Source organism: Capilliphycus salinus ALCB114379 (assembly GCF_047276495.1).
GTDB lineage: Bacteria > Cyanobacteriota > Cyanobacteriia > Cyanobacteriales > Microcoleaceae > Capilliphycus > Capilliphycus salinus.
In genome coordinates this window covers 1,057,864-1,078,562 of the sequence record NZ_CP178543.1, presented here as the reverse complement: position 1 = coordinate 1,078,562, position 20,699 = coordinate 1,057,864, and the positions used below count along the sequence as shown (strand labels likewise).

16 protein-coding genes are annotated in these 20,699 nt (G+C 45.3%); 8 read left to right on the top strand and 8 right to left on the bottom strand.

The genetic code is table 11. From position 1 onward, the window contains the following. Window positions 1-43 precede the first annotated feature (43 nt). Window positions 44-1,771, top strand: a complete 1,728-nt coding sequence (locus ACL6C3_RS04570; protein WP_413168259.1) for an ABC transporter ATP-binding protein — start codon at window positions 44-46, stop codon at window positions 1,769-1,771. 415 nt (window positions 1,772-2,186) lie between these two features. Here the strand turns inward: ACL6C3_RS04570 and ACL6C3_RS04565 are convergent, their stop codons facing one another. Together ACL6C3_RS04565 and purF are read right to left on the bottom strand one after the other, a co-directional pair. Beyond that, window positions 2,187-2,654 carry a helix-turn-helix domain-containing protein gene (locus ACL6C3_RS04565; protein WP_413165736.1) on the bottom strand — a complete coding sequence of 156 codons (468 nt, stop codon included), beginning with the start codon at window positions 2,652-2,654 and terminating at the stop codon, window positions 2,187-2,189. A gap of 377 nt (window positions 2,655-3,031) precedes the next feature. After that, complete coding sequence (gene purF / locus ACL6C3_RS04560; protein ID WP_413165734.1) at window positions 3,032-4,510, bottom strand: amidophosphoribosyltransferase; 1,479 nt, start codon at window positions 4,508-4,510, stop codon at window positions 3,032-3,034. Window positions 4,511-4,855: 345 nt separating this feature from the next. Between purF and ebsA the strand changes: the two genes are divergently transcribed. The 3 genes from ebsA (at window position 4,856) to ACL6C3_RS04545 (ending at window position 7,371) form a co-directional block, all read left to right on the top strand. Then, window positions 4,856-5,245, top strand: a complete 390-nt coding sequence (gene ebsA / locus ACL6C3_RS04555; protein WP_413165732.1) for a type IV pilus biogenesis protein EbsA — start codon at window positions 4,856-4,858, stop codon at window positions 5,243-5,245. Between the two features lie 686 nt (window positions 5,246-5,931). Further along, window positions 5,932-7,023, top strand: a complete 1,092-nt coding sequence (locus tag ACL6C3_RS04550; protein ID WP_413165730.1) for a phosphotransacetylase family protein — start codon at window positions 5,932-5,934, stop codon at window positions 7,021-7,023. Between the two features lie 192 nt (window positions 7,024-7,215). Beyond that, entirely contained in the window at window positions 7,216-7,371 is a 156-nt protein-coding gene (locus ACL6C3_RS04545; RefSeq protein ID WP_413165729.1) for a hypothetical protein, read from the top strand. 53 nt (window positions 7,372-7,424) lie between these two features. Here the strand turns inward: ACL6C3_RS04545 and ACL6C3_RS04540 are convergent, their stop codons facing one another. The 5 genes from ACL6C3_RS04540 to ACL6C3_RS04520 all read right to left on the bottom strand — a co-directional run bounded on the left by ACL6C3_RS04540 (window position 7,425) and on the right by ACL6C3_RS04520 (window position 13,488). Further along, entirely contained in the window at window positions 7,425-8,801 is a 1,377-nt protein-coding gene (locus ACL6C3_RS04540) for a TldD/PmbA family protein (RefSeq protein ID WP_413165727.1), read from the bottom strand. 348 nt (window positions 8,802-9,149) lie between these two features. Then, window positions 9,150-10,289, bottom strand: a complete 1,140-nt coding sequence (locus ACL6C3_RS04535; RefSeq protein WP_413165725.1) for a GTPase — start codon at window positions 10,287-10,289, stop codon at window positions 9,150-9,152. 368 nt (window positions 10,290-10,657) lie between these two features. Beyond that, window positions 10,658-10,984: a hypothetical protein gene (locus ACL6C3_RS04530; RefSeq protein ID WP_413165723.1), complete on the bottom strand. Its 327-nt coding sequence runs from the start codon at window positions 10,982-10,984 to the stop codon at window positions 10,658-10,660. A gap of 330 nt (window positions 10,985-11,314) precedes the next feature. After that, window positions 11,315-12,094, bottom strand: a complete 780-nt coding sequence (locus ACL6C3_RS04525) for an RNA polymerase sigma factor SigF (protein ID WP_413165722.1) — start codon at window positions 12,092-12,094, stop codon at window positions 11,315-11,317. Between the two features lie 554 nt (window positions 12,095-12,648). After that, window positions 12,649-13,488, bottom strand: a complete 840-nt coding sequence (locus ACL6C3_RS04520) for a photosystem II manganese-stabilizing polypeptide (protein ID WP_413165720.1) — start codon at window positions 13,486-13,488, stop codon at window positions 12,649-12,651. Between the two features lie 378 nt (window positions 13,489-13,866). On the opposite strand from ACL6C3_RS04520, the gene ACL6C3_RS04515 reads away from it, so the two are divergent. The 4 genes from ACL6C3_RS04515 to ACL6C3_RS04500 all read left to right on the top strand — a co-directional run bounded on the left by ACL6C3_RS04515 (window position 13,867) and on the right by ACL6C3_RS04500 (window position 16,860). Further along, on the top strand, window positions 13,867-14,199 hold the full coding sequence (locus ACL6C3_RS04515) for a hypothetical protein (protein ID WP_413165718.1): 333 nt from the start codon (window positions 13,867-13,869) through the stop codon (window positions 14,197-14,199). Window positions 14,200-14,380: 181 nt separating this feature from the next. Continuing rightward, window positions 14,381-15,700 carry a bifunctional folylpolyglutamate synthase/dihydrofolate synthase gene (locus tag ACL6C3_RS04510; RefSeq protein ID WP_413165716.1) on the top strand — a complete coding sequence of 440 codons (1,320 nt, stop codon included), beginning with the start codon at window positions 14,381-14,383 and terminating at the stop codon, window positions 15,698-15,700. A gap of 42 nt (window positions 15,701-15,742) precedes the next feature. Beyond that, window positions 15,743-16,057 (top strand): DUF6464 family protein, encoded by a 315-nt coding sequence (locus ACL6C3_RS04505; RefSeq protein WP_413165714.1) that lies wholly within the window; start codon window positions 15,743-15,745, stop codon window positions 16,055-16,057. 491 nt (window positions 16,058-16,548) lie between these two features. Then, window positions 16,549-16,860, top strand: coding sequence for an HU family DNA-binding protein (locus ACL6C3_RS04500; RefSeq protein ID WP_413165712.1), 312 nt, complete (start codon window positions 16,549-16,551; stop codon window positions 16,858-16,860). A gap of 471 nt (window positions 16,861-17,331) precedes the next feature. Here the strand turns inward: ACL6C3_RS04500 and ACL6C3_RS04495 are convergent, their stop codons facing one another. Then, a complete protein-coding gene (locus ACL6C3_RS04495; RefSeq protein WP_413165711.1) occupies window positions 17,332-20,514 on the bottom strand; it encodes a family 10 glycosylhydrolase in 3,183 nt (1,060 codons plus the stop codon). Window positions 20,515-20,699 lie beyond the last annotated feature (185 nt).

The window sequence follows — 20,699 nt, the reverse complement described above, 5'->3', positions numbered from 1 at the left end:
CCATCCTCTCACTCGCCTACTTCGCTACAGCCATCCTTACCGGATGCAAATTATTAAAGCGACAATTTGTTCAATTTTAAACAAACTCTTTGACTTAGCGCCCCCGGTTTTAATTGGTGCAGCCGTTGACGTTGTAGTTAACCAACAAGACTCATTTATCGCCCAATGGGGAATAGAAAATGTAGTCGCCCAACTGTGGGTATTATCGCTGTTAAGTTTAATTATTTGGGGATTAGAATCAAGCTTTGAATACGCCTACGAACTCCTGTGGCGAAACTTGGGTCAAACCATTCAACATGACCTTCGTTTAGATGCTTACACCCATTTACAAGAATTAGAATTAGCCTATTTTGAAGAACGCAGCACCGGAAGTTTGATGTCTATTTTAAACGATGATATCAACCAGCTAGAACGGTTTTTAGACTTCGGTGCAAACGAAATTATCCAAGTAATCACAACGGTAATTTTAATCGGAGGCGGATTTTTTATTCTCGCCCCCGAAGTGGCTTGGTTTGCCATGTTACCCATGCCTTTTATTATTTGGGGTTCGCTAATTTTTCAAAAACGTCTCGCCCCCCGCTATGCAGAAGTCAGGGAAAGAGTCGGCTGGTTAAACGGACAGTTATCGAATAATTTAAGCGGAATTACAACCATTAAAAGTTTTACCGCAGAAGACTACGAAACCCAACGAATAACCGAACAAAGCGAAGCCTACCGCCAGAGTAATAAAGGGGCAATTAAACTATCTTCTGCCTTTGTTCCGCTGATTAGAATCTTGATTTTCTTTGGATTTATTGCTACATTATTATTGGGGGGAATGCAAGCAATAAACGGACGTTTGGCGGTGGGAACCTACAGCGTTTTGGTGTTTATTACTCAACGTTTATTATGGCCGTTAACGCGACTCGGAGAAACTTTCGATCAGTATCAACGGGCGATGGCTTCTGTTAACCGGGTGATGAATTTACTCGATACACCCATCGAAACCCATCCGGGAGATATTCCCCTTCCGGTTCATCAAGTCAAAGGGGAAATTGAGATTAAAAATATTACCTTTGCTTACAATAATCGAGTTAATGTTGTTGAAGATTTATCCCTGCATATTCCCGCCGGAAAAACTATCGCAATTGTTGGGGCGACCGGTTCGGGAAAAAGTACATTAGTTAAACTTTTGCTGCGACTCTACGAAATTCAATCGGGAATAATTACCCTCGATGGAATTGAAATTAATCGCATAAAATTAAAAGATTTGCGTCGGGCGATAGGTTTGGTTAGCCAGGATGTTTTTCTGTTTCACGGCACCGTTGCCGAGAATATTTCCTACGGAACTTTTGATGCTTCCTTACCCGAAATCATTGCAGCCGCCCAAGTCGCAGAAGCCGATAATTTTATTCAAAAATTACCCCAAGGATATGATACAATAGTAGGAGAACGGGGTCAAAAATTATCCGGCGGACAACGACAGCGAATCGCGATCGCCAGAGCCGTGTTAAAAAATCCCCCGATATTAATATTAGATGAAGCGACCTCTGCCGTAGATAACGAAACAGAAGCCGCCATTCAGCGATCGCTAGAACAAATTACCAAAAATCGGACAACTATTGCGATCGCCCATCGTCTTTCAACCGTTCGTAACGCTGACTGTATTTACGTTATGGATCGGGGAAAATTAGTAGAACGGGGACGACACGAAAAATTGTTAGAAACCCCCGGAATTTATGCGAGTTTGTGGCGAGTACAATCTGGATTAACAGTGAACAGTAACCAGTGACCAGTGAACAGTGAACAGTCAACAGTTATCAGGTAACAGGTAACAGTTAATAAGAGATCCGACTAATCAATCAGCGTCATGTAGGGGCGGGTTCCGCATTGATTTTGAGGACCACTCCGAGATTGAGTTAAACCCGCCCCGGACTCATAACAGGTATTAATCAAGCGGAGATAATATAACAAGTACCGTGCAGTAAAAACAGTTTTCAGTTAACAGTTTTTTCCCGACTCCCGACTCCGGGGCGGGTTTATATAAGTTGTCTGTGGGAAATGATAAATCTATTGCTGAACCCGCCCCTACATGACTTCTGACTTCCTCTTGCCTCTTGCATGATTGCCTTCTAATTAAAGAGTCGCAAAGTAGATGCACCAATGCAATATTAAGTGGATCAAAACCTAATTTGGGGAAATTAGATTCACTCATTATTGTCGGTGTTTTTGCGCTCTTTCCAATTGATTCCCAGTCGCTTGAGATAGTCCCACCCCCGTTGGGGCCAGACGTGTTGGCGACCGGTTTTTTGGGCAATCCATTCGGCCACCTTCGGACCAGACCAGGCACCCCCATCAGGAGCAGGGCCTTGTAACGCCTCCTTAAGTTCCTGCTGCTGCGCCAAGGTTAACAAGGAGCGAGCAACAGGCGGTTGGCGATCGCGGCTGCGGTTCCTGACCGAACCGGGGCCTTCACGGTTATAGCGGCGAATGATTTCCTTAGAATAGTCGTAGTTTAAACCCACAACTTCAGCGGCTCGTTTAATAGTCCAACCGCCAGCAACAAGCTGAAGAAGGTGCCATCGACGAGCTTCGGTGGTATCCCTAGCCTGTCGATAACGGGCTTTTAGGTCTTCAGTCGTTAAGTGGGGTTCTAGATGAGCTTTTGGTGGCATCCTCCTCTCTCATCACATCCGGAACGTTAATCGATCTATCCAAGATCTGCAAAGAATTCCGGAGTGAATCCGAGAGTGATAGAAAATTCTTATCAAACAACCATCATTGATTAGTGGTTTTTGCAACAGGAGGCGGAGTATACAGTCACCAGTCACCCTCCGGGTTCGCAGTCGCTCCTTGATGGAAGCCACCAAGACCGCGCTGCTCACCAGTCACCAGCGCAAACTTGCGACCCGGCGGAATAGTCGGTAGCAAAGTTTGCAAGAGAGTGTTTACAGTTAACAGTAATCAGTTTCTCCTGACTCCTGACTCGGTGACTCCTGACTCGGTGACTCCTGACTCGGTGACTCCTGTTCACTGGTCACTGATAACTGTCTTAAACCTTTGCAGGTTCCTCTAACATCAATTTTGAGCGTTTGATGGGTTCTGGAACATCAATCGGATATTTCCCGGTAAAACAAGCCGAACAGAAGCTTTGAGGGTCTTCGTGGGTCGCTTGTAGCATTCCTTCCCAACTCAGATAAGCCAAAGAGTCCACCCCAATATGTTGAGCAATTTCTGCAACCGACTTCTTGGCGGCAATTAATTGATCCTGGTTATCGGTATCAATTCCGTAGAAACAGGGATGAGTCACGGGAGGAGATGAAATTCTCATGTGTACTTCGCTCGCACCTGCATCTCGCAACGCCTTAACAATTTTACCGCTCGTCGTGCCTCGAACAATCGAATCATCCACCATGATCACCCGTTTCCCTTCCAAAACATCTCTTAAGGGATTAAGTTTCATGCGAATCCCCGCTTCTCGCATTCCCTGAGTCGGTTGGATAAAAGTCCGACCCACATACCGGTTTTTGATCAATCCTTCCATGTAGGGAATATTGGATTGTTGGGAAAACCCAATCGCCGCCGGAATACCCGAGTCAGGAACCCCAATCACCAAATCCGCCTCAACCAAAGACTCCTTTGCCAAAACCCGACCAATTCGCATTCGATAGCTGTAGAGACTTTCCCCTTCCATGATGCTATCGGGTCTGGCAAAATAAATCATTTCAAAAACACAAAGTTTCCGAGACGCTTGTTGTTCCCACTCAATAGACTGTAACCCGTCTTCGGTAATCCAAACCATTTCCCCCGGTTTGACTTCTCGTAAAAATTCGGCGCCGATAATATCTAAGCCGCAAGTTTCAGACGCCAAAACATATCGAGTCGGGTTGGTATCTAACGTCCCAATTACCAGAGGACGAATTCCATGAGGATCGCGGGTGCCGATTAATCCCACTGGGGTCGCAATCGTTAAACTAAATGCACCTTCGCACATTTTAAAAGCACTGATACAACCATCGACCCAGTTTTTACCCGAATCCACTTCAGAAGCGATCGCCAGGGCGATTAACTCTGTATCTGTAGTGGTGATAAAACTATATTGGCGTCGGGTCATTTCCTCCCGCAATTGAGGAGTATTAACGAGATTACCATTATGAGCCACCGCCACCGATCCCAGACGGCTATTGGCGATCGCCGGTTGAGCATTTACCACTCGACTCGATCCGGTCGTCGAATAACGAGTGTGACCGACTGCGAGATTTCCCTTTAATTCACTGAGGATTGATTCATTAAAGACTTGGGACACTAACCCCATGTCTTTGTACAAATACAGCTTTTCTGACTCAAAAGTGGCAATTCCTGCTGATTCTTGACCTCGGTGTTGAAGGGCGTACAAGCCAAAATAAGTCAGTTTGGCAACATCTTGACCGGGTGCATAGATCCCGAAAACACCACAAGCTTCTTCGGGTTTATCGGGGTTTTGAGGCTTGGAGTCGGAGCAGTCGGTCGTAAGCAAATCGTTTGGCATCATGGTTGGGTGCTTGTGTTTAATGTCAGAATAACCAGGAATTGGAATCTCCTTGAAAGCTGTGCAGTGCCAGATCAAATTTCTAGCTGTGCGGTCATTGCATCTGCGATCCCTCATTTAAACAGTAGCGTAAACTAATACACACGTCATCTGAGTTTTCATCCCCCTTTAGTGTTGTCAACCGATCTCCGGTTGGTTTTGGTCTCTCTAAGCTTCGGGTTTGTTGGGATACAGACTCCAGGGATGTTGGTTGCACCCCACCGAAAGAAATTTTATAGTCGGGAGTTATGGCAGGCGCTCAAATGTCAGCTACATTGGAAATGATCGGTTTTTGCAGGAAATGTGAGAATGTCAAACTCCGCCACAGTCATCACTCAACTTAAACCCGCCGACAAGCGAGAAGTTATTGTCTATCAACCTTATTACGACGAGAAAAGCCGCAGATATTTACCGCTATCGATTAGCCTCTACAAAGAAAAAAGTTTGGAAGGGGCGCGTAAAATTGACAGCGGTGAGGATATTCCTTTTGTCGCCACCTGGAACGTTTCTTCCCTACCGGCCGATCTGACTCGTTGCCGGGTTCAGTTTGATGGTAATGCCGATCTCAGTTATGAAGTTACCATGTCAAACTATGAATTTATTCGCTATTTAATCGACGTGCTACAAAACTTTGGCCGCAATCGCACCATTGATTTTTCTCAAGAGTTCTACAAGCGCTTACTTCATTATCTCGACTAACTCAATTCAAAACCAAAGAAGTTCAGGAGTCAGGAGTCGTGATGTCAGTCGTCAGGGAAAAACTGATCACTGACAACTCTAATAACTCTCTTGCGAACTTCGCTCTCTTGCAAAGTTTGCAAGAGAGCGACTGGCGAACCCGGAGGGTGACTGGTGACTGTAAAACTGGTGAGGTGGTTTGGTGTATCATAATCTCAATTACTGGAAAATGATCCTCAAGCGTGGGAGCCTCGTTGATTGTAATCGGGAGCGCCAATGCCAATCGTCGTGCAGAGGTCTTCCCTAATGAAATACAATAAAAACAGCCAAAACAACCACAAGACTCTAAGACCCATTTGGGCAGGGCTTAACATCCCGTGAGGCTGATTGCCAGCGGCAGCAAAGTTGACCCGATGGCGAGAGAATCAAACCTAGATACTGACCCGGAGTAAGCAATGCGCTTTGATTTGAGCAAGCTAAAATCTATAGTTCTCAGTCTGGGTGTTATCGCTTTTGCTCCGAGGAGTAACAGTTTGATGATTCAATCGTGGGATGAAGCGATAAGTAAGCTTTCAGCCAAACCCTATTTATTCGGGGCATTTTTCAAGCTTACTCAAGAGTTAGATTAATCAATCAGAAGTTTTGATATTCCCTCAGGCTTGAGTCAAAGGGAAAAGTGAAATTGAGCGTATAGAGGAGTCAATGACGTGGCTAAGTCCGCCAAGTACCTATTAATTGGGTCAACGCAGCCTTTCAGTGGTAAATCGGCAATTGCACTGGGGTTAGCGCGTCAGTTGCGATCGCGTAATCTTCAAGTGGCTTACGGTAAACCCCTCGGAACCGAAATCAGTAATGCCGCAGAACCTTTTGATGCTGATGTTCAGTTTGTGGCGACGACCTTGGGACTATCAGCCGATCAGGTCGGTTCACCTTTGGTGATGCTCACAGAACGCACCATACACAGTAGACTACAAGGGGAAGATACAACCAACTATCGCCAGTCGATCGCTTCGGATGTAGAAGCCTTAAAAGGTGATTTAATTCTGTTAGAAGGGCCGGGAACGCTACAACAGGGCAGTTTGTTTGATCTATCTTTATCCCAGATGGCTGAAGAATTGGATGCTGCGGTCATGCTTGTTGAACGTTTCGAGTCTTCGGCGGCGATTGATGGTTTTCTCGTTGCTAAAGCCAACTTGGGCGATCGGCTGATGGGTATTATAGTAAATGATTTGCCTGGGGAACGTCAGGAAATCGTTACGAATGTTATTCAGCCCTTTCTCGATCGCGAAGGTATTCCCCTGTTGGGGATTTTACCTCGAAATGATCTGTTGCGAAGTGTCACCGTTGAAGATCTGGTTAAACAACTTCAGGCGCAGGTGCTTTGCGGCGGCGATCATTTGAATGTCATGGTTGAAAGTCTCAGTGTTGGGGCGATGAATGTCAGTGCGGCGATGAAATACTTCGATCGCACTCGCAATATGGCCGTGGTCACTGGGGGCGATCGCACCGATATTCAGCTAGCCGCTTTAGAAAAATCAACCCACTGTTTGATTTTAACCGGACAAATCACCCCCGATCCGATGGTGTTAACCCGGGCCGAAGATTTGGAAGTCCCGGTGTTAAGTGTCGATCTCGATACCCTAACCACAGTCGAAATTATCGATCGCGCTTTCGGTCAAGTCCGAGTCCACGAACCCAGTAAGGTTGAGTGTATCACCCAACTGATAGCCGAGCATTTCGATCTCGAAAGCTTTATGAAACGCTTGGGTTTAGAAGTCCCTGTTCCTTCTAATCTATAAGCAAAAGTCCAAGTCTACATTCAACCCGCCCCCGCACAAATTGGGGGCTTTTTTTATAACAAATCATATCTAGAAGCTGTAGCTAAAGTTACAAAATCTGAAGTTTTTCATCCGCTATCCTCCCATCACAAACCAGAAGGGCTATACTAAAAGTAATGGAAAAACACAACAAAACAAGAAAAACTGTCCACTATGAACAAAAACTCCAACAAACACTCCAACGAACTGGCTCAAACCCATCGGGCCAACATTCAAAAACGTCTAGAACACCGTCTCGAAGTTGCCAGAGCCAAAGGAGATCAAGAGTTAGTGCGGCTTCTAGAAGCAGAGAAACAACAACTCCTCTGACAACAGACAGCAGGCGGGTTCATGGAAAACCCGCTTTAATGTTTTCAATGCTGTTATCGACCGCCAACCACAACATCCTTCATCCGAACGTGCGGTCCGCCGACACTCACCGGGAGAGGCATCTGACCGCTTTTTCCACAACCGCCATTGGTATAGGTTAAATCATTGCCGATCGCTTCAATATCCTTGAGCGTTTGAAAGACATTCCCAGTTAACGTTACATCGCTGACCGGTTCGGCAATCTGACCGTTACGAATCATATAGCCTTCTGCCGCCGCAAAGGTAAACATTTCCCCGTTCGTCTGACCGCCCAACATTCGCACCGCATAAACCCCTTCATCGATATCAGCAATCATCTCCTCAAACGAGCGATCGCCGGCTTCGATAGCAGTATTAGTCATACGGACAATGGGGGGATAAGTCGCATTCAAAGCGCGAGCATTTCCGGTTGGAGATTCTTTCAGTTTACCTGCGGTTTCCCGATTATGCAAGCGTTGAGTTAAAACTCCATTTTGAATCAAATATTTGCGTTGCGCCCGAACCCCTTCATCATCATATAAAATCGAACCGGGTAAATCAGGAATTGTGGCATCATCAATCACATTAAGCTGTTCAATAGCCATCGGTTTACCCAGTTGTAATAACTCCTGCATTCGCGGATTTTCATAAACAAAATCGGCTTCAGACAGATGACCAAACGCTTCGTGAATAAACACACCCGCCAAATAAGGATCGAGAACCACCGTATATTGACCGCCTTTGACAGACTCAGCTTCTAACTGACGAATAGCACGTTCGGCTGCACTTTGAACCCGATCTTCAATCCCGATTAAAACATTATAATCAGAGCGAGAATTAATCGATTCAAAACCTTGTCTGACCGTACCATTATTGGTCGCAATTGCTCCAAAACGACCCGTCACATCCAGACGTTCTTGAGTGATACAACTGCCTTGAGAATTGACAAAATAGGTGGTGCTAAAACGGTCAGTATAACTTACGGCTGTGGTTTGAATGCGAGAGTCAAAATCCAACAGAAGTTTGTTATAATTTTCGATGAGTTGACGTTTTTCTTGCAAGGAAATTCCTCGCGGATCGCGACCCAATTTCACCGAAACCTGATCCTCTATCGCTTCAATTTCAGCCAGTTGGGTGGTTTCATGTCCGATTAAATAGGCTTGAGAAATGGCTTCGGTAATGCGATCGTCAAGTTCGGACAAACCGTTAAACGTGACAAAACTCCAACCCCCTTTGTGACAGGCGCGAATACCCCCCGCAAGGGAAAAACTCCGGTTCACGGCGTCTAAGCGAGAACCCCGAAAAGAAATAGATGTGGTTTCGCTTTGTTGGAGTCGAATTTCAAGATAGTCTACGCGATCGCGATGAGTTTTGATGCGATCGAGCAATTGTGTTTCAATAGCAGTAGTCACCTGTTTTAGTCCTTGGAAAAGTGCCACTTACATTGTAGGGTGCGTCAGAGAAAAAATTGAGCGGTTCAACTCAAAGGTTAATCTTCGGACCCACCCAAGCTTACATGGTAGGGTGGGTCAGACAAAAATTTATCGGTTAAATTGTTAGGTTAATTATCTGACCCACCCTACGAAAATTGATGAGGGTAGGGTGGGTCAGACCAAAAATTTATCGGCTTAAGTGTTAGGTTAATTATCGGACCCACCCAAGCTTACATGGTAGGATAGGTCAGACCAAAAAGTTATCGGTTGAACTCAAAGGTTAATTATCTGACCCACCCTACTATTCTAATCTGACTTATGCAAAAATTAAGAGAGAAATTTGGTAACTATTCCTGTCAAACTCTGCAAATCATTTATATCGGTTAATGCCAAATCCTTAAAAAGTGTTTTAGCCTGCTTATGATAGGTTTTGAATTTTGACTGTAGCAGTTCTTTTTGTTCAAGTTTAGCGCCCTTAGAAAGTATAGAATTAACAGTTGCTAACATAGCCAGAGTAATAACAACTGCTACACTTGCCGCAGCTACATCAATAATTCCTGTTGGGGGAAGAAACGACTCGACAAACAAAAATAAACTTAAACCCACAGTCTGAGACAAAAATGTAGGAAGAACTGCAATAGCTGCCGTTGGAGAGAGAATCTGACCCGTGTATAGATAATACAAAGATCCAATAGCCGCTGCCTGCGTTGCTGTTATAAAAGCAGCACTACCCGGAAGGAATGCTTCAGCCGCTACTGCTACTAATGCTGCTACAATTATTCCAACAGCATAAGGAGTTTTCTCAGCCATGTGTCTTGCGAGCAATAAGTCCTTTCCCTTTTTTTGGAGGAACTCCTCAATATCCTTACGAAGCTGATAAACACCTCTAATATCCATCTTGGGGAGACGACTTTTAGGGTCGTAACCTTTTGCACAAGTTGGATAGATTTTATCAACTTTCAAGTCATTTTTCCACTGATTTATTACCTCATCAATAACCGTTGGATCGAGGTCATCCCACTCATCAATCTTATTGAGAACTACAAAGATTGAATCACAATGTTTTCTCAAATCATCTAGATTTTTTTTCTGAGAAGCATCTGATGATCCTGTGACGACAAAAACTCCTACATCGATATGTTTGAGAAAATTTTGAGTTACATCGCTATTTTCCGCACGCACATCATCAAGTCCTGGTGAATCAATCAGACAGACTTTTTCATCAAGTTTTAAGATGGTTAAACCTTTTGTAACTCCTGAAATCGCCCCTACTTTTGCTATTTCTAAAGCTTGCCTTCGGCTGAGTTTTAATAAAGCATTGATTAAAGAACTTTTTACCGAGCTAACTTTCCCAATAATAGCAATATTTAACGTCTGAGATAAATCGGGTACTTTTTCAGAAAACTTGGCTTTAACTCTATCAAAGAAACTATTCTCGTCTAAACCGTCAAAAGCTGAACCACTCATTTTTTGGTAACTCCTACGACTAATGGGGTAGCAACTGATATGATCTCCGGTTGATTAATTTTCTTATGGGGGTGGGGCGGGTTTAATTCAATCTCGCAGTGGTCGTCAAGCTCAATGCAGAACCCGCCCCTACACTTGGGATTATTGATTAGTCGGATATCATATGACATCAGGTTAATTGCTACCTCTACTATCAAGATTAGACTTTAAATCTTTGATAGCCAAGAGAATAATTACTGAAATCTTAGAAATGTTTAACTGTCAATATCAAAGGTTATTTTCCTTGTTCCTCAATAATTATTTGAGAAACAAACTCATATTGAACTAAAATTATATCTGAAGAAAATTTACCTTAAAAAGTAAGATTTTTAATCGGATTCTGGGGTTAATTCAGTATTAGTGATGAGATTTGCGTTCTGAGGATTGAACAAGTCTAAATAAGAATTCATAACTTCAAAGTAAGCATAAGCCGTTGTATTACCCGGTGCAAACCAAAGCGCTGAAAGAAAGTCTTTAAATGCTTGCTCACTATTATTATCGGGGTCTAAACTCAGATTTTGTTCGGCTCGTCTAGCAATATGAGCCGCTTTAATCTCAGACAAAAATATTTGAGCCAATAAATAATTAAAATCCCCAGACCCCATCGGTAAAAAGATCCAGAAGCATAAAAGTATTGCGGGTTCTGTAATTTTCATAGAATTAACCCAACTGTGAATAATTGATCATCAGCTTAATCCGGGGAATTTTAATTGAATCGGATAGAGTTCGTCCGAGGGTAGGGTGGGTCAGACAACAAATGTATGGGTTTAACTTTAACGTTAATTATCTGACCCACCCCAGCTTACATGGTAGAGGGTAGGGTGGGTCAGACCAAAAAGTTATCGGTTGAACCCAAAGCTTAATTATCTGACCCACCCTACGAAAATTGGTGAGGGTAGGGTGGGTCAGACCAGAAAGTTATCGGTTAAATAGTGAGGCTAATTATCTGACCCACCCTACGAGGTAGATAGTCACGCACCTTATAATTATTCGTCTTCTGAGCCTACCATAATTCGCTGAAGTGAATTGAGGCCCTTCTTAACGCGCCGAGAAACGGTAACAGCGCTAATACCCATGCGTTCGGCTGTTTCCTTCTGAGTTAAGTCGTAGAGGAAGACAAACTCTAAAACCTTACGAGTCCCTTCTTCTAACTTGGCTAAGGCTTGCTGTAAACGAATTTGGTCTTCTTGAGCGAGTTGAAAGCTGCGGTAACGGGTATCGGGAACCAATTCTCCCAGACAGGTAGTCCCTTCGTTTTCATCTTGAACCGGAGCATCTAAACTCAACAGAGAGCGATTATAACCCGCAAGTTTCACCTGACCCCATTCTGTTTCTGAGATACCTAAGCGGGCGGCTATTTCCGCATCAGTCGGCTGTCGCTTCAGTTCCACTTGCAATTGTTGAGACAGCTTCATTCCTTGACGTTGGAGAGTCACCCAATGGCGGGGAACTCGTAGGGGGAGACTTTTATCTCTGAGGTAATGTTGGATTTCTCCGCGAATATACGGAATCGCAAAAGAACTAAAGGCGTGACCCTTAGATAAGTCAAACCGTTCAATGGCGCGAATTAGTCCAATACAGCCGACTTGCTGCAAGTCATCATAGCTTTCGGTACATTGGTTAATCCAGTGATGGACTTCTTTGCGAACCAGTCCGATATTAAGCTGTACAAGCTGATTCCGGAGTTCTTTTGAGGGAGAACACTGGTACTGACGCAGTAGTTCTAGAGTTTCGCACTTGATGGTGTTGGTGGCTTTGGCTAACATAGGTCAATCCTCTCGTTGGTAGAGCAGGCTTCTGGTAAAGTTTTGAGATGATATCAGTCTCGGGATGAAACTGATTTGTTTTTCTATTGTTTTTTGAAATTCAGTAAATTTACGGAGAGAACTTTCTAAAGATTAGAAAATATCCATAAATTCACGTAGGTATACAGTGTTTATATACAACTGTTAGAAAAGGAGATATCGATTTATTCCTCCAGTGCCAAGTATAAACTAAAAATCCTGTAACGGCAAGGGTTAAACTCGGGTTATCAACCGGGCGATCGCTAAGGGTTGAATCCTAAAAATTTATCAGATTGGGGAATAAATAAGCGTGAAACGGGTTGATTCAATTAAAAATTTAAGCGGAGTTTATGAAACTTAAAATGATATGAGACTGCTTTGAAACAATCGTTTAAAATGTATCGATGGACAATCAAAGCCAAGAAGCAGCAATCAAAAAGAGGGACAACTTGCCCCTCCAAAGCATTGATTGAACACTAAACCCCCAAACCGGGAAAAATAAAGCAGTTCAACCTAAATTGTTAAAAATCAACCGACTAAGAGCGCTTAGGTTCTACACGAGCGTAGAATAAACCGCGAACCTTGACTTCAACAGCCTCTTTCGCACCTAAATCTGAATCTGAAGGTTGTTCGCTCTCAAAAATTCCGGCAATTTCGCCTGTATCTCCATCAACCTTAGACACTTGCAGAGAAATCTTACCCGCATCAACTTGAGTATCCGCCAGCTTAATATTAGCTTCAGCAAAGGTTTCCTCATCGGCGGTTGCCGGGAGAGCAACAGCGTTATCATAACCAGTCGCCAAACCGCGACCCTTGGGATCGAGGAAGGTAGAACCGCGATAAGAAGGAACATCAAACACGCCTTCGAGGTCAGTGGAAGTATTAATACTCGATAAACCGGGTTGACTTTGAGCGACCAAACCTTTGATAGTAAACAAAAACGGAACCTGTTCGCCACCGGGAAGCCGAACAGTAATCGGCTGAAAATCTATACCGTATTTTTCTTGAAAGGTAAGAACACCGTTTTGATCAAATTTTAAAGAGCCGCCCACCTGGTCTAGACTATAAGTAAATCGAGTTAACAATCTACCCGGAACGAATTCAGCTTCTTTGCGTTTGCTGGTGGGTTCTTCCTTGACAAAATAATTGGTTGGCTGCAAACACAGACCGGAAATTTCATAGGATGTGTTGGCATCAAGAGCAATGGAACCCCGAGCGGTTTCCGGTAAACTCGGACAGTTAACCGCTAAACCGGTATTAACGATGTCATCATAGGTCAGTAATTCTCGATCTTTTGTTTCTGGCCCGGATGAGCAAGCCGTTAGTACACTCAAGCATAATGCTAAAAGTGTAGCCACTAAAGCACGATATTTCATTTTTAACCTCTATATCCCCAATCGATATGTGACATATTTTCAGCGATCGGTCTCTGTTACCATGAACTTGACCGATCACAAATCGAACACTTATTGTCTGCTATTTGCGATTTTTCCCGGAGAATTGGGAATCCGATCGCAGACTTTTTATCTTGTGCAATCGGGACTTTCAATGATCGCCCAATAGAGAATTGTACATGGCTTGTGACTTTTTTTGTTGCCTAGAGTATGAATTTCTAGCAACCTGAGCTAAACTACTTAGGTAGATCTGCTGATTGACTGTAGACTCCCGTATATTCGGGGTCGAGCCGCCCAAACTTGCCAGATGTTCTAGACAAAGCTGAGAATTGAGAAACAATAGAGCAAGCTGCATTGATCATGGAATCAGAAACCAACTTTCAATCAGAACCGTTTAAGTCTCAGTTAGAATCGCTAACCCAGACGATTCGCTCAATGAGCCAAGACGTTAAAGGAGATACAGTCGCACTGTTGGCGATACTACGCACTTTAGAAGTCTTGCATCGAGAAATTCGAGAAAGCTGGTTTCGAGAGGCTTTACCGGATAACCGTCAGGCGCTTTACGCCTTACTCAAAGAGATCGAAGCTTACGGAGGCTGGCCCTATATTCCCCGGGCTTCCTTGCGATCGCTTCTACAAAAACTCACCCTCGATCTCGAAGAAGAAGATTCTCCCTCCTCCAACGAATCCTAGAAATAGAATACTTAAATTGTTGCCAAAGATCATCAATGGGGAATTTTTTGGGGTCAGGAGATGGAGAGGAGTTGCTGTGTTCAGGAGTTCAGAATTCCCCTTTCCCCTTTCCCCTTTCCCCTTTCCCCTATTGCAAGATTCCTTATTGCCTACTTAAACTTTTATCTTTTAATCATCTATCGTGACAGTAGACCAAATTTTAGAACGCTTCCAACGCTTTGGGGTTCATCTCGGCTTAGAACGAATTGAAAACCTACTCGCCTGTTTGGGCAATCCCCACCACCAGGTTCCCATTATTCACGTTGCGGGAACCAATGGCAAGGGTTCCGTCTGCGCTTACCTGTCCTCAATTTTGACTCAAGCCGGCTATCGAGTCGGACGCTACATTTCCCCTCATCTGGTAGACTGGACAGAACGGATTTGTATCAACGAACAGCCCATTTCCCGAACCGATCTCGAACGAGTCCTGTTAGAAGTCGAAGCGGCGATCGATCCGAACCAACCCTCTCCGACCCAGTTTGAGGTCATTACCGCCGCCGCATGGCTTTATTTTGCCCAACAACAGGTAGATATTGCCGTGATCGAAGTCGGTTTGGGCGGACGACTGGATGCAACAAATGTTTGCGATCGCCCGTTAGTTAGCGCTATCGTTTCCATTAGTCGCGAACACTGGCAACGTTTAGGCCCGACTGTGGCGCATATCGCTAGAGAAAAAGCGGGGGTTCTCAAGGCCGGATGTCCGGCGGTCATTGGTAAACTGCCCCCGGACGCTCAAGCAGTTGTCGAACAGCGCATTAATGAATTAGACTGTCCGGCAGTTTGGGTAGAAGCGGCAACTGCGACGCACAAAAAAACATCACAAGGATTAACAATAGCGATTTATCAAGATATTGAGTACCCTTTACCCCTGTTGGGACAGGTGCAACTGATCAATTCAGCGATCGCGATCGCTGCGATAAAATTATTACAACAACAACGGTGGCAGATTTCCTCGGAAGCGATTTGGCAAGGAATGACAAAAACTCGCTGGTTGGGAAGGCTACAATGGACCAATTGGCGCGATCGGCGACTGTTAGTTGATGGCGCTCACAATCCGGCAGCCGCCCAAGTTTTGCGTCAATATATTGATAGTATCAACCCTCAATCCGTTGAAGATGCCGGGGTGAATCACTCACCTTCTACATCGAACCAACAGCCGATTACTTGGGTGATGGGAATGTTATCTACAAAAGATCATGCTGATATCTTTGAAGCCTTGCTGCGTCCGGGAGATCAATTGTATTTGGTTCCCGTACCCGACCATAGTAGCGCCGAACCGGAACAATTAGCGGCCTTAAGTCGCCAGATTTGTCCGAGTTTAGCCAGATCTCAAGCTTATCCCGATTTGATTGCAGGTTTAGAGGCGGCCGTCTCATCTGCGTCTTCAAACTTAGTGGTTTTGTGTGGTTCTCTTTATCTGGTGGGTTATTTTTTAAGCCTTCAGAATTCGACTGTTTCTTGACAAAATATCTACAAAAACCGATAATTTTGAGAAGATTGTGTCGTGTTTATTTCCCTATTTATTCTCATTCTTGGAGTTAGTCCCGCAATTATTTATTGGCAGTTCCGCCAACGAATTGAAACCCGTGTTATCGGTCAGCTTTCCACAGTGGGAACGGGTTTGACCGTTACCCATTGGCGCAGATCGGACTTACCCCCCGATGCCCAATATGTAGAAGGAGTGGGCTATTTGATTGGCGATCTTTCCTGCCAATATAATGCACGTTCGTCTTATATTCGTTGTGCGGTAAATCCTTCTGGACCTTGTGAAGATTGTCGTTTTTATCAGGCAAAATCACTTTCTCAGGAGGAAAACTAATCCCCAAAACGAGTAAAATCACATGGACGATATCGACAGGAGTTCACAAGGGCTAGGGGTAACAATGGCGGAATCGAGGTGGTAATTTTGAGTTGCTCAATTGTCAAGAAAGTACAAAATGCGATCAAAATGATTTCCTAAGGATTAAATTTTTCCAAAGATCGATCGCGATCGCTTTGAGCAAGATTGACCCGCAAATGTACTCAAGCTTCAGATCCTTTAGGGTCAGTCTAGAGGGAGTTTAGGCGATGGGGTCTAAATGCTCAAACCCGCAATAAATCTAGGTTTACTGGAGGTTTGAGCGGGTCAATGTTGGGAGGATAATTGGGATTGAACTGAGCCTATCGACTCAACTTTTGGGTCAAAATCCTACAATTGCCAGTGGAACAATAGGATAAACTTGCCTATTACAAAGCAGTTTATGCTAGAACAGCCATCAGTTCTCACGGGAGAGAAAACAGGCGAAAATAGCTTCAGGAGGTACACTTAGCATGAACAAAGAACAGTTAGTCCAAGAAACTGCATACAAAGCAGGAGTCACCAAAAAACAGGCTGATGCGATTGTCTCAGCCATTTGTGAATGTATCATGGATGCAGTTGCAGAGGGTGAAAAGGTAACGCTGGTTGGGTTTGGTTCATTTGAAGCCAAACATCGCAAAGCCCGTGAAGGTCGAAACCCAAGCACAGGCCAACCGATGACGATTCCCGCAACCACCGCTCCTTCTTTTTCCGCCGGGAAAGCCTTTAAACAAAAGGTTGCCAAAGATCCCGATGAAGAAGACTCAGATGAAATCGTAGCCTAAAGCGATCGATTGGGTTAACAACATTCTCAGCGTCCTAATTCACTCCCCTGTCAGGTTCGTTAATTTTCGGCTTGATAGGGCTGTTGCGAGCGGGTACATCCCAAAAGCCCGGTTTCTCAAAGAAACCGGGTTTTTGAGTCTCTAGCAACAAGTTCTTCTGATATGAGATCCGACTAATCAATGAGCGTCATGTAGGGGCGCGCCTCAGCATTGAACGAGGGCGATCACTCCGAGATTGAGTTAAACCCGCCCCGCACCCATAAGACCCATTAATCAAGCGGATATCATATGAGGAGGGGGCGGGTTTAGATCGGTTGTCGGCTGGAGTTGATCGATCAACGGCGAACTCGCCCCTACAGACGCATCTGCTGACATCTGAGGTCTATTGGCGGGTTTAGATCGGTTGTCGGCTGGAGTCGATCAATCAACGGCGAACCCGCCCCTACAGACGCATATCCCGACACCAGACACCTATTGACGGGTTGCGGTTGACGGGTTTAACTCAACTCGTTCGCCGTAACGGAGTAACATTTCGACACTGGCGAGGCGATTTTCCCAACTTTCAACTTGATAGCGTCTTTCTAAGGCTTGCAGACGCATAGACCGTTGAAACTGGGCTTGAAACGCACTCAGGAGGCGTTGAGCATTGTTAAAATTTTGAGCGGTGGGATTAGCCGCCAACTCATTTAACGCTTCGCCCAACTCCTCTGCTTTACGACTCAAGGCTTCTAATTCGTTGTCGCGAATCCATAAACGGTCATTAGCCAGGAGAAAACTCCATTCCCGTTTCAAAGCCGTGTAACGGTCAGCCGCCGCCACAAACGGTTCACGGTAAGGGATCGCAGTGGAAGGACAACCTTGACGACCACATCCCTGAGTGCGGTTAAAAAATCCCTGCAAATGATAACCAATGGTTTCGACGGCAAAAATCGAATATCCGCCCGTTGGCAGGTCCCGCAAGGCTTGTATTTGATCGATCGCGACAATTTCGGGAATATCCAGTAACTTCACCGAAGGCACAATTAAAGTGGCTCCCAGACGGTTAGAATCAGTCAGGGGTTGAGTAATCCGCTGTAAACGATTCGTATCGAGAGAATAAGTCATCGGGACCAACAGATCGACATAATTCTGTTGCGTCCAAGTTTCCCAATGTTGTTGAATTTTACGAATGCGATCGGCTTCGGGATGGGGAAAAACGGCGACGGAGAAAATCACATCCGGGTATTGCTGTCGGAGAAATTGAGACACTTCCCGAACCATGCTATTAACCTGTTCAACCCGGAAATTCGTCCACTGTTGCCACAATTGAGTATCTTTCGGGCTAATCGAGATGGGATCGACTCCGGTTAACTGGCGAAACTGTTCCCGTCCGGCGGTACCGTAACCAAAGTTAAAATTGCGATTGGGATCTTGAAACGGATAGCGAATATAATCAAGCTGTATCCCATCAACATCGTAATTGTAGACAATTTCTCCAACGAGCCGCAAAATATAACTGCGAACTTCCCGATTTGCCGGATCGAGATAAGCTTTACCGTCGTTTTCATGCCACATTCGACCCCGATTATCCCGGTTAACCCAGTCGGGATGAGCCGTTAAAACAGGCCCGATATAGGTGCTAGGCTGACCAATTAAGGGATTATGACGCTGGTTGGCGGTTGCAAAGGTCCACAACCAAGCGTGTAACTCCATTCCGCGGTCGTGAGCGAGTTTAACGGCGCTGGCTAACGGGTCCCAGCCGCGAGTTGAGGGGTTTTGCTGGGGTGCGACTTTTGTGGGATAGATGGGAAAACCGGCGTTAACGGTTTCAAAGAAAACGGTATTAATTCCCGCTTGGGCGAGTTGGTCAAAGATTTTGGCGAGTCCCGCTTCACTTCTGGCTTGAACAATGGTCCCGCGATCGAGCCAAACGGCGCGAATTTCTGCCCCCGCCCGTTGTCCATCTATGGGATAATTTTCCCAGAGTTTCTGACGAGCTTCTAACCATTGTTGACGAGCTACGGCCCAATTTTGTTGGTTGACTAACTCGGGAAAGTCTTTGAGAACTTGCTCAACAAAGGCGATCACTGCTGTTGCGGACTGATTATCGATTGTATTACTTTGGGCGACTTCGTTGAGTTGAGTCGATGCGACTTTTAAACTGACGGGGGTACTGCTAGAATTGGCAGCAGCCAGAGCATTTTCAAACCGCCCCAACAGGTTCATCAACTCTTGGCGCATTCCCATCGCCATGTATTCATCGATCGGTTCGTTTCCGGGTGTAACGCTTAACCCCGCAGGTGCGACTTGATCGGAGGGATCGACAAAGTTTTCCGGTACGCTTCGGTTATTAGCCCCAGAGGTTGAACCGGGTGATAATCTCGAAAGCACAGAAGAATTTTGACCCGCAGAAGCCGCAGGAGTGGGTTGAACCGGTTGGGTTCTCGCGCTCGGCTGATTGTTATTGTTATTGTTGTTATCGGCTTGTGAACGGGAGTTCTGTCTGTCTGTACGCTCTCGGCGGTTGGCTTGATTTCTCGATCTCGGTTGTGTCGGAGGAGCCGCAGAAGTTGGATTAGAATTACTGTTACGATTGGCGGCTGTATTTGCCCGAGAAGTATGACCGGCCGCAGAAGTTGGATTAGAATTACTGTTACGATTGGCGGCTGTATTCGCCCGAGAAGTATGACCGGCCGCAGAAGTTGGATTAGAATTACTGTTACGATTGGCGGCTGTATTCGCCCGAGAAGTATTCCGACGATTACTGTTAACGGTTGGTTGTTGAACCGGAGGCGAAGTTGAGGTATTATTCGGTTCTGGATTTTCCGGCGGATTCTGCACCGGTTGTTGAACCGGAGGCAAAGTTGAGGTATTATTCGGTTCTGGATTTTCCGGCGGATTCTGCACCGGTTGTTGAACCGGAGGCGAAGTTGGGGAATTTAGGGCTAAACCGGGATTTACAGACCCTTCGTAGCGATTAACCGCCGCTTGTAACCACAGGGCATCTACATCTGCTCCTTCACTACTTCCCCAGCGCCAACCGATGTAAGTTGCACTGCGGGTGGTAATGACAGACGGAGATCCGCCGCTTCCGGACCATACGCCTGCGGTGTAGCTTTCTAAGCTGGAGGGAATGAGTACGCCCCCGTTAACCGTTCCTTGGCTTTCAACCGTCGGCGACCATTGGGTTAACTCCCGACAAATTTGTTCTTGACAGCGATGGCTTTTAGCTTCGGGTTGGGCGGGGGTACTGAGTGGAAACGCCCAGTAGGACCCCAATAATGTCCTCAACAGTTGACGGGCTAAAGGCGTTGATTTCTGACCAATGGGACCGCTTGCGATTAATTTTCCGCCTTGATTAACCCATTGTTGTATAATTTTAACCTGTTCTGTCCTGAGGACTTCTACATTGGGTAGAAATAAAACTTGAATGCCTGCTAAATCCGTCAGACTGCGGATATTCTCCAGATCAACCGTTGTATAATTGACCCGGCTGGCTTTGAGCCGACTTTCGATCTGGCTCCAATCGGTTGCACTGTCAGAGCGAACCACTCCCAACACTGCACCCGCTATGGCGGTCGATGAGGGTAACAGCACCCCACAACCGATAAATGTACCCGCCAGAGTTCCGACTAAAGCCTGTGTGAGAAAAGATAGCGAGTGCTTCTGAATCATTGCTGTATTAATTTATTGCGTTGACGACGTTCCCTGCCTCACAGTTACACGTTTGTCAACCCCAATTTTAAGGGATGACAATTCAAATTTGATGAAAAGTAACCGAATTCGGTTAACTACACCACAAAACACACCCCGGTCACGGAAATCGTAGATAAATCTTCACTATTCTACAAAGATTTAAG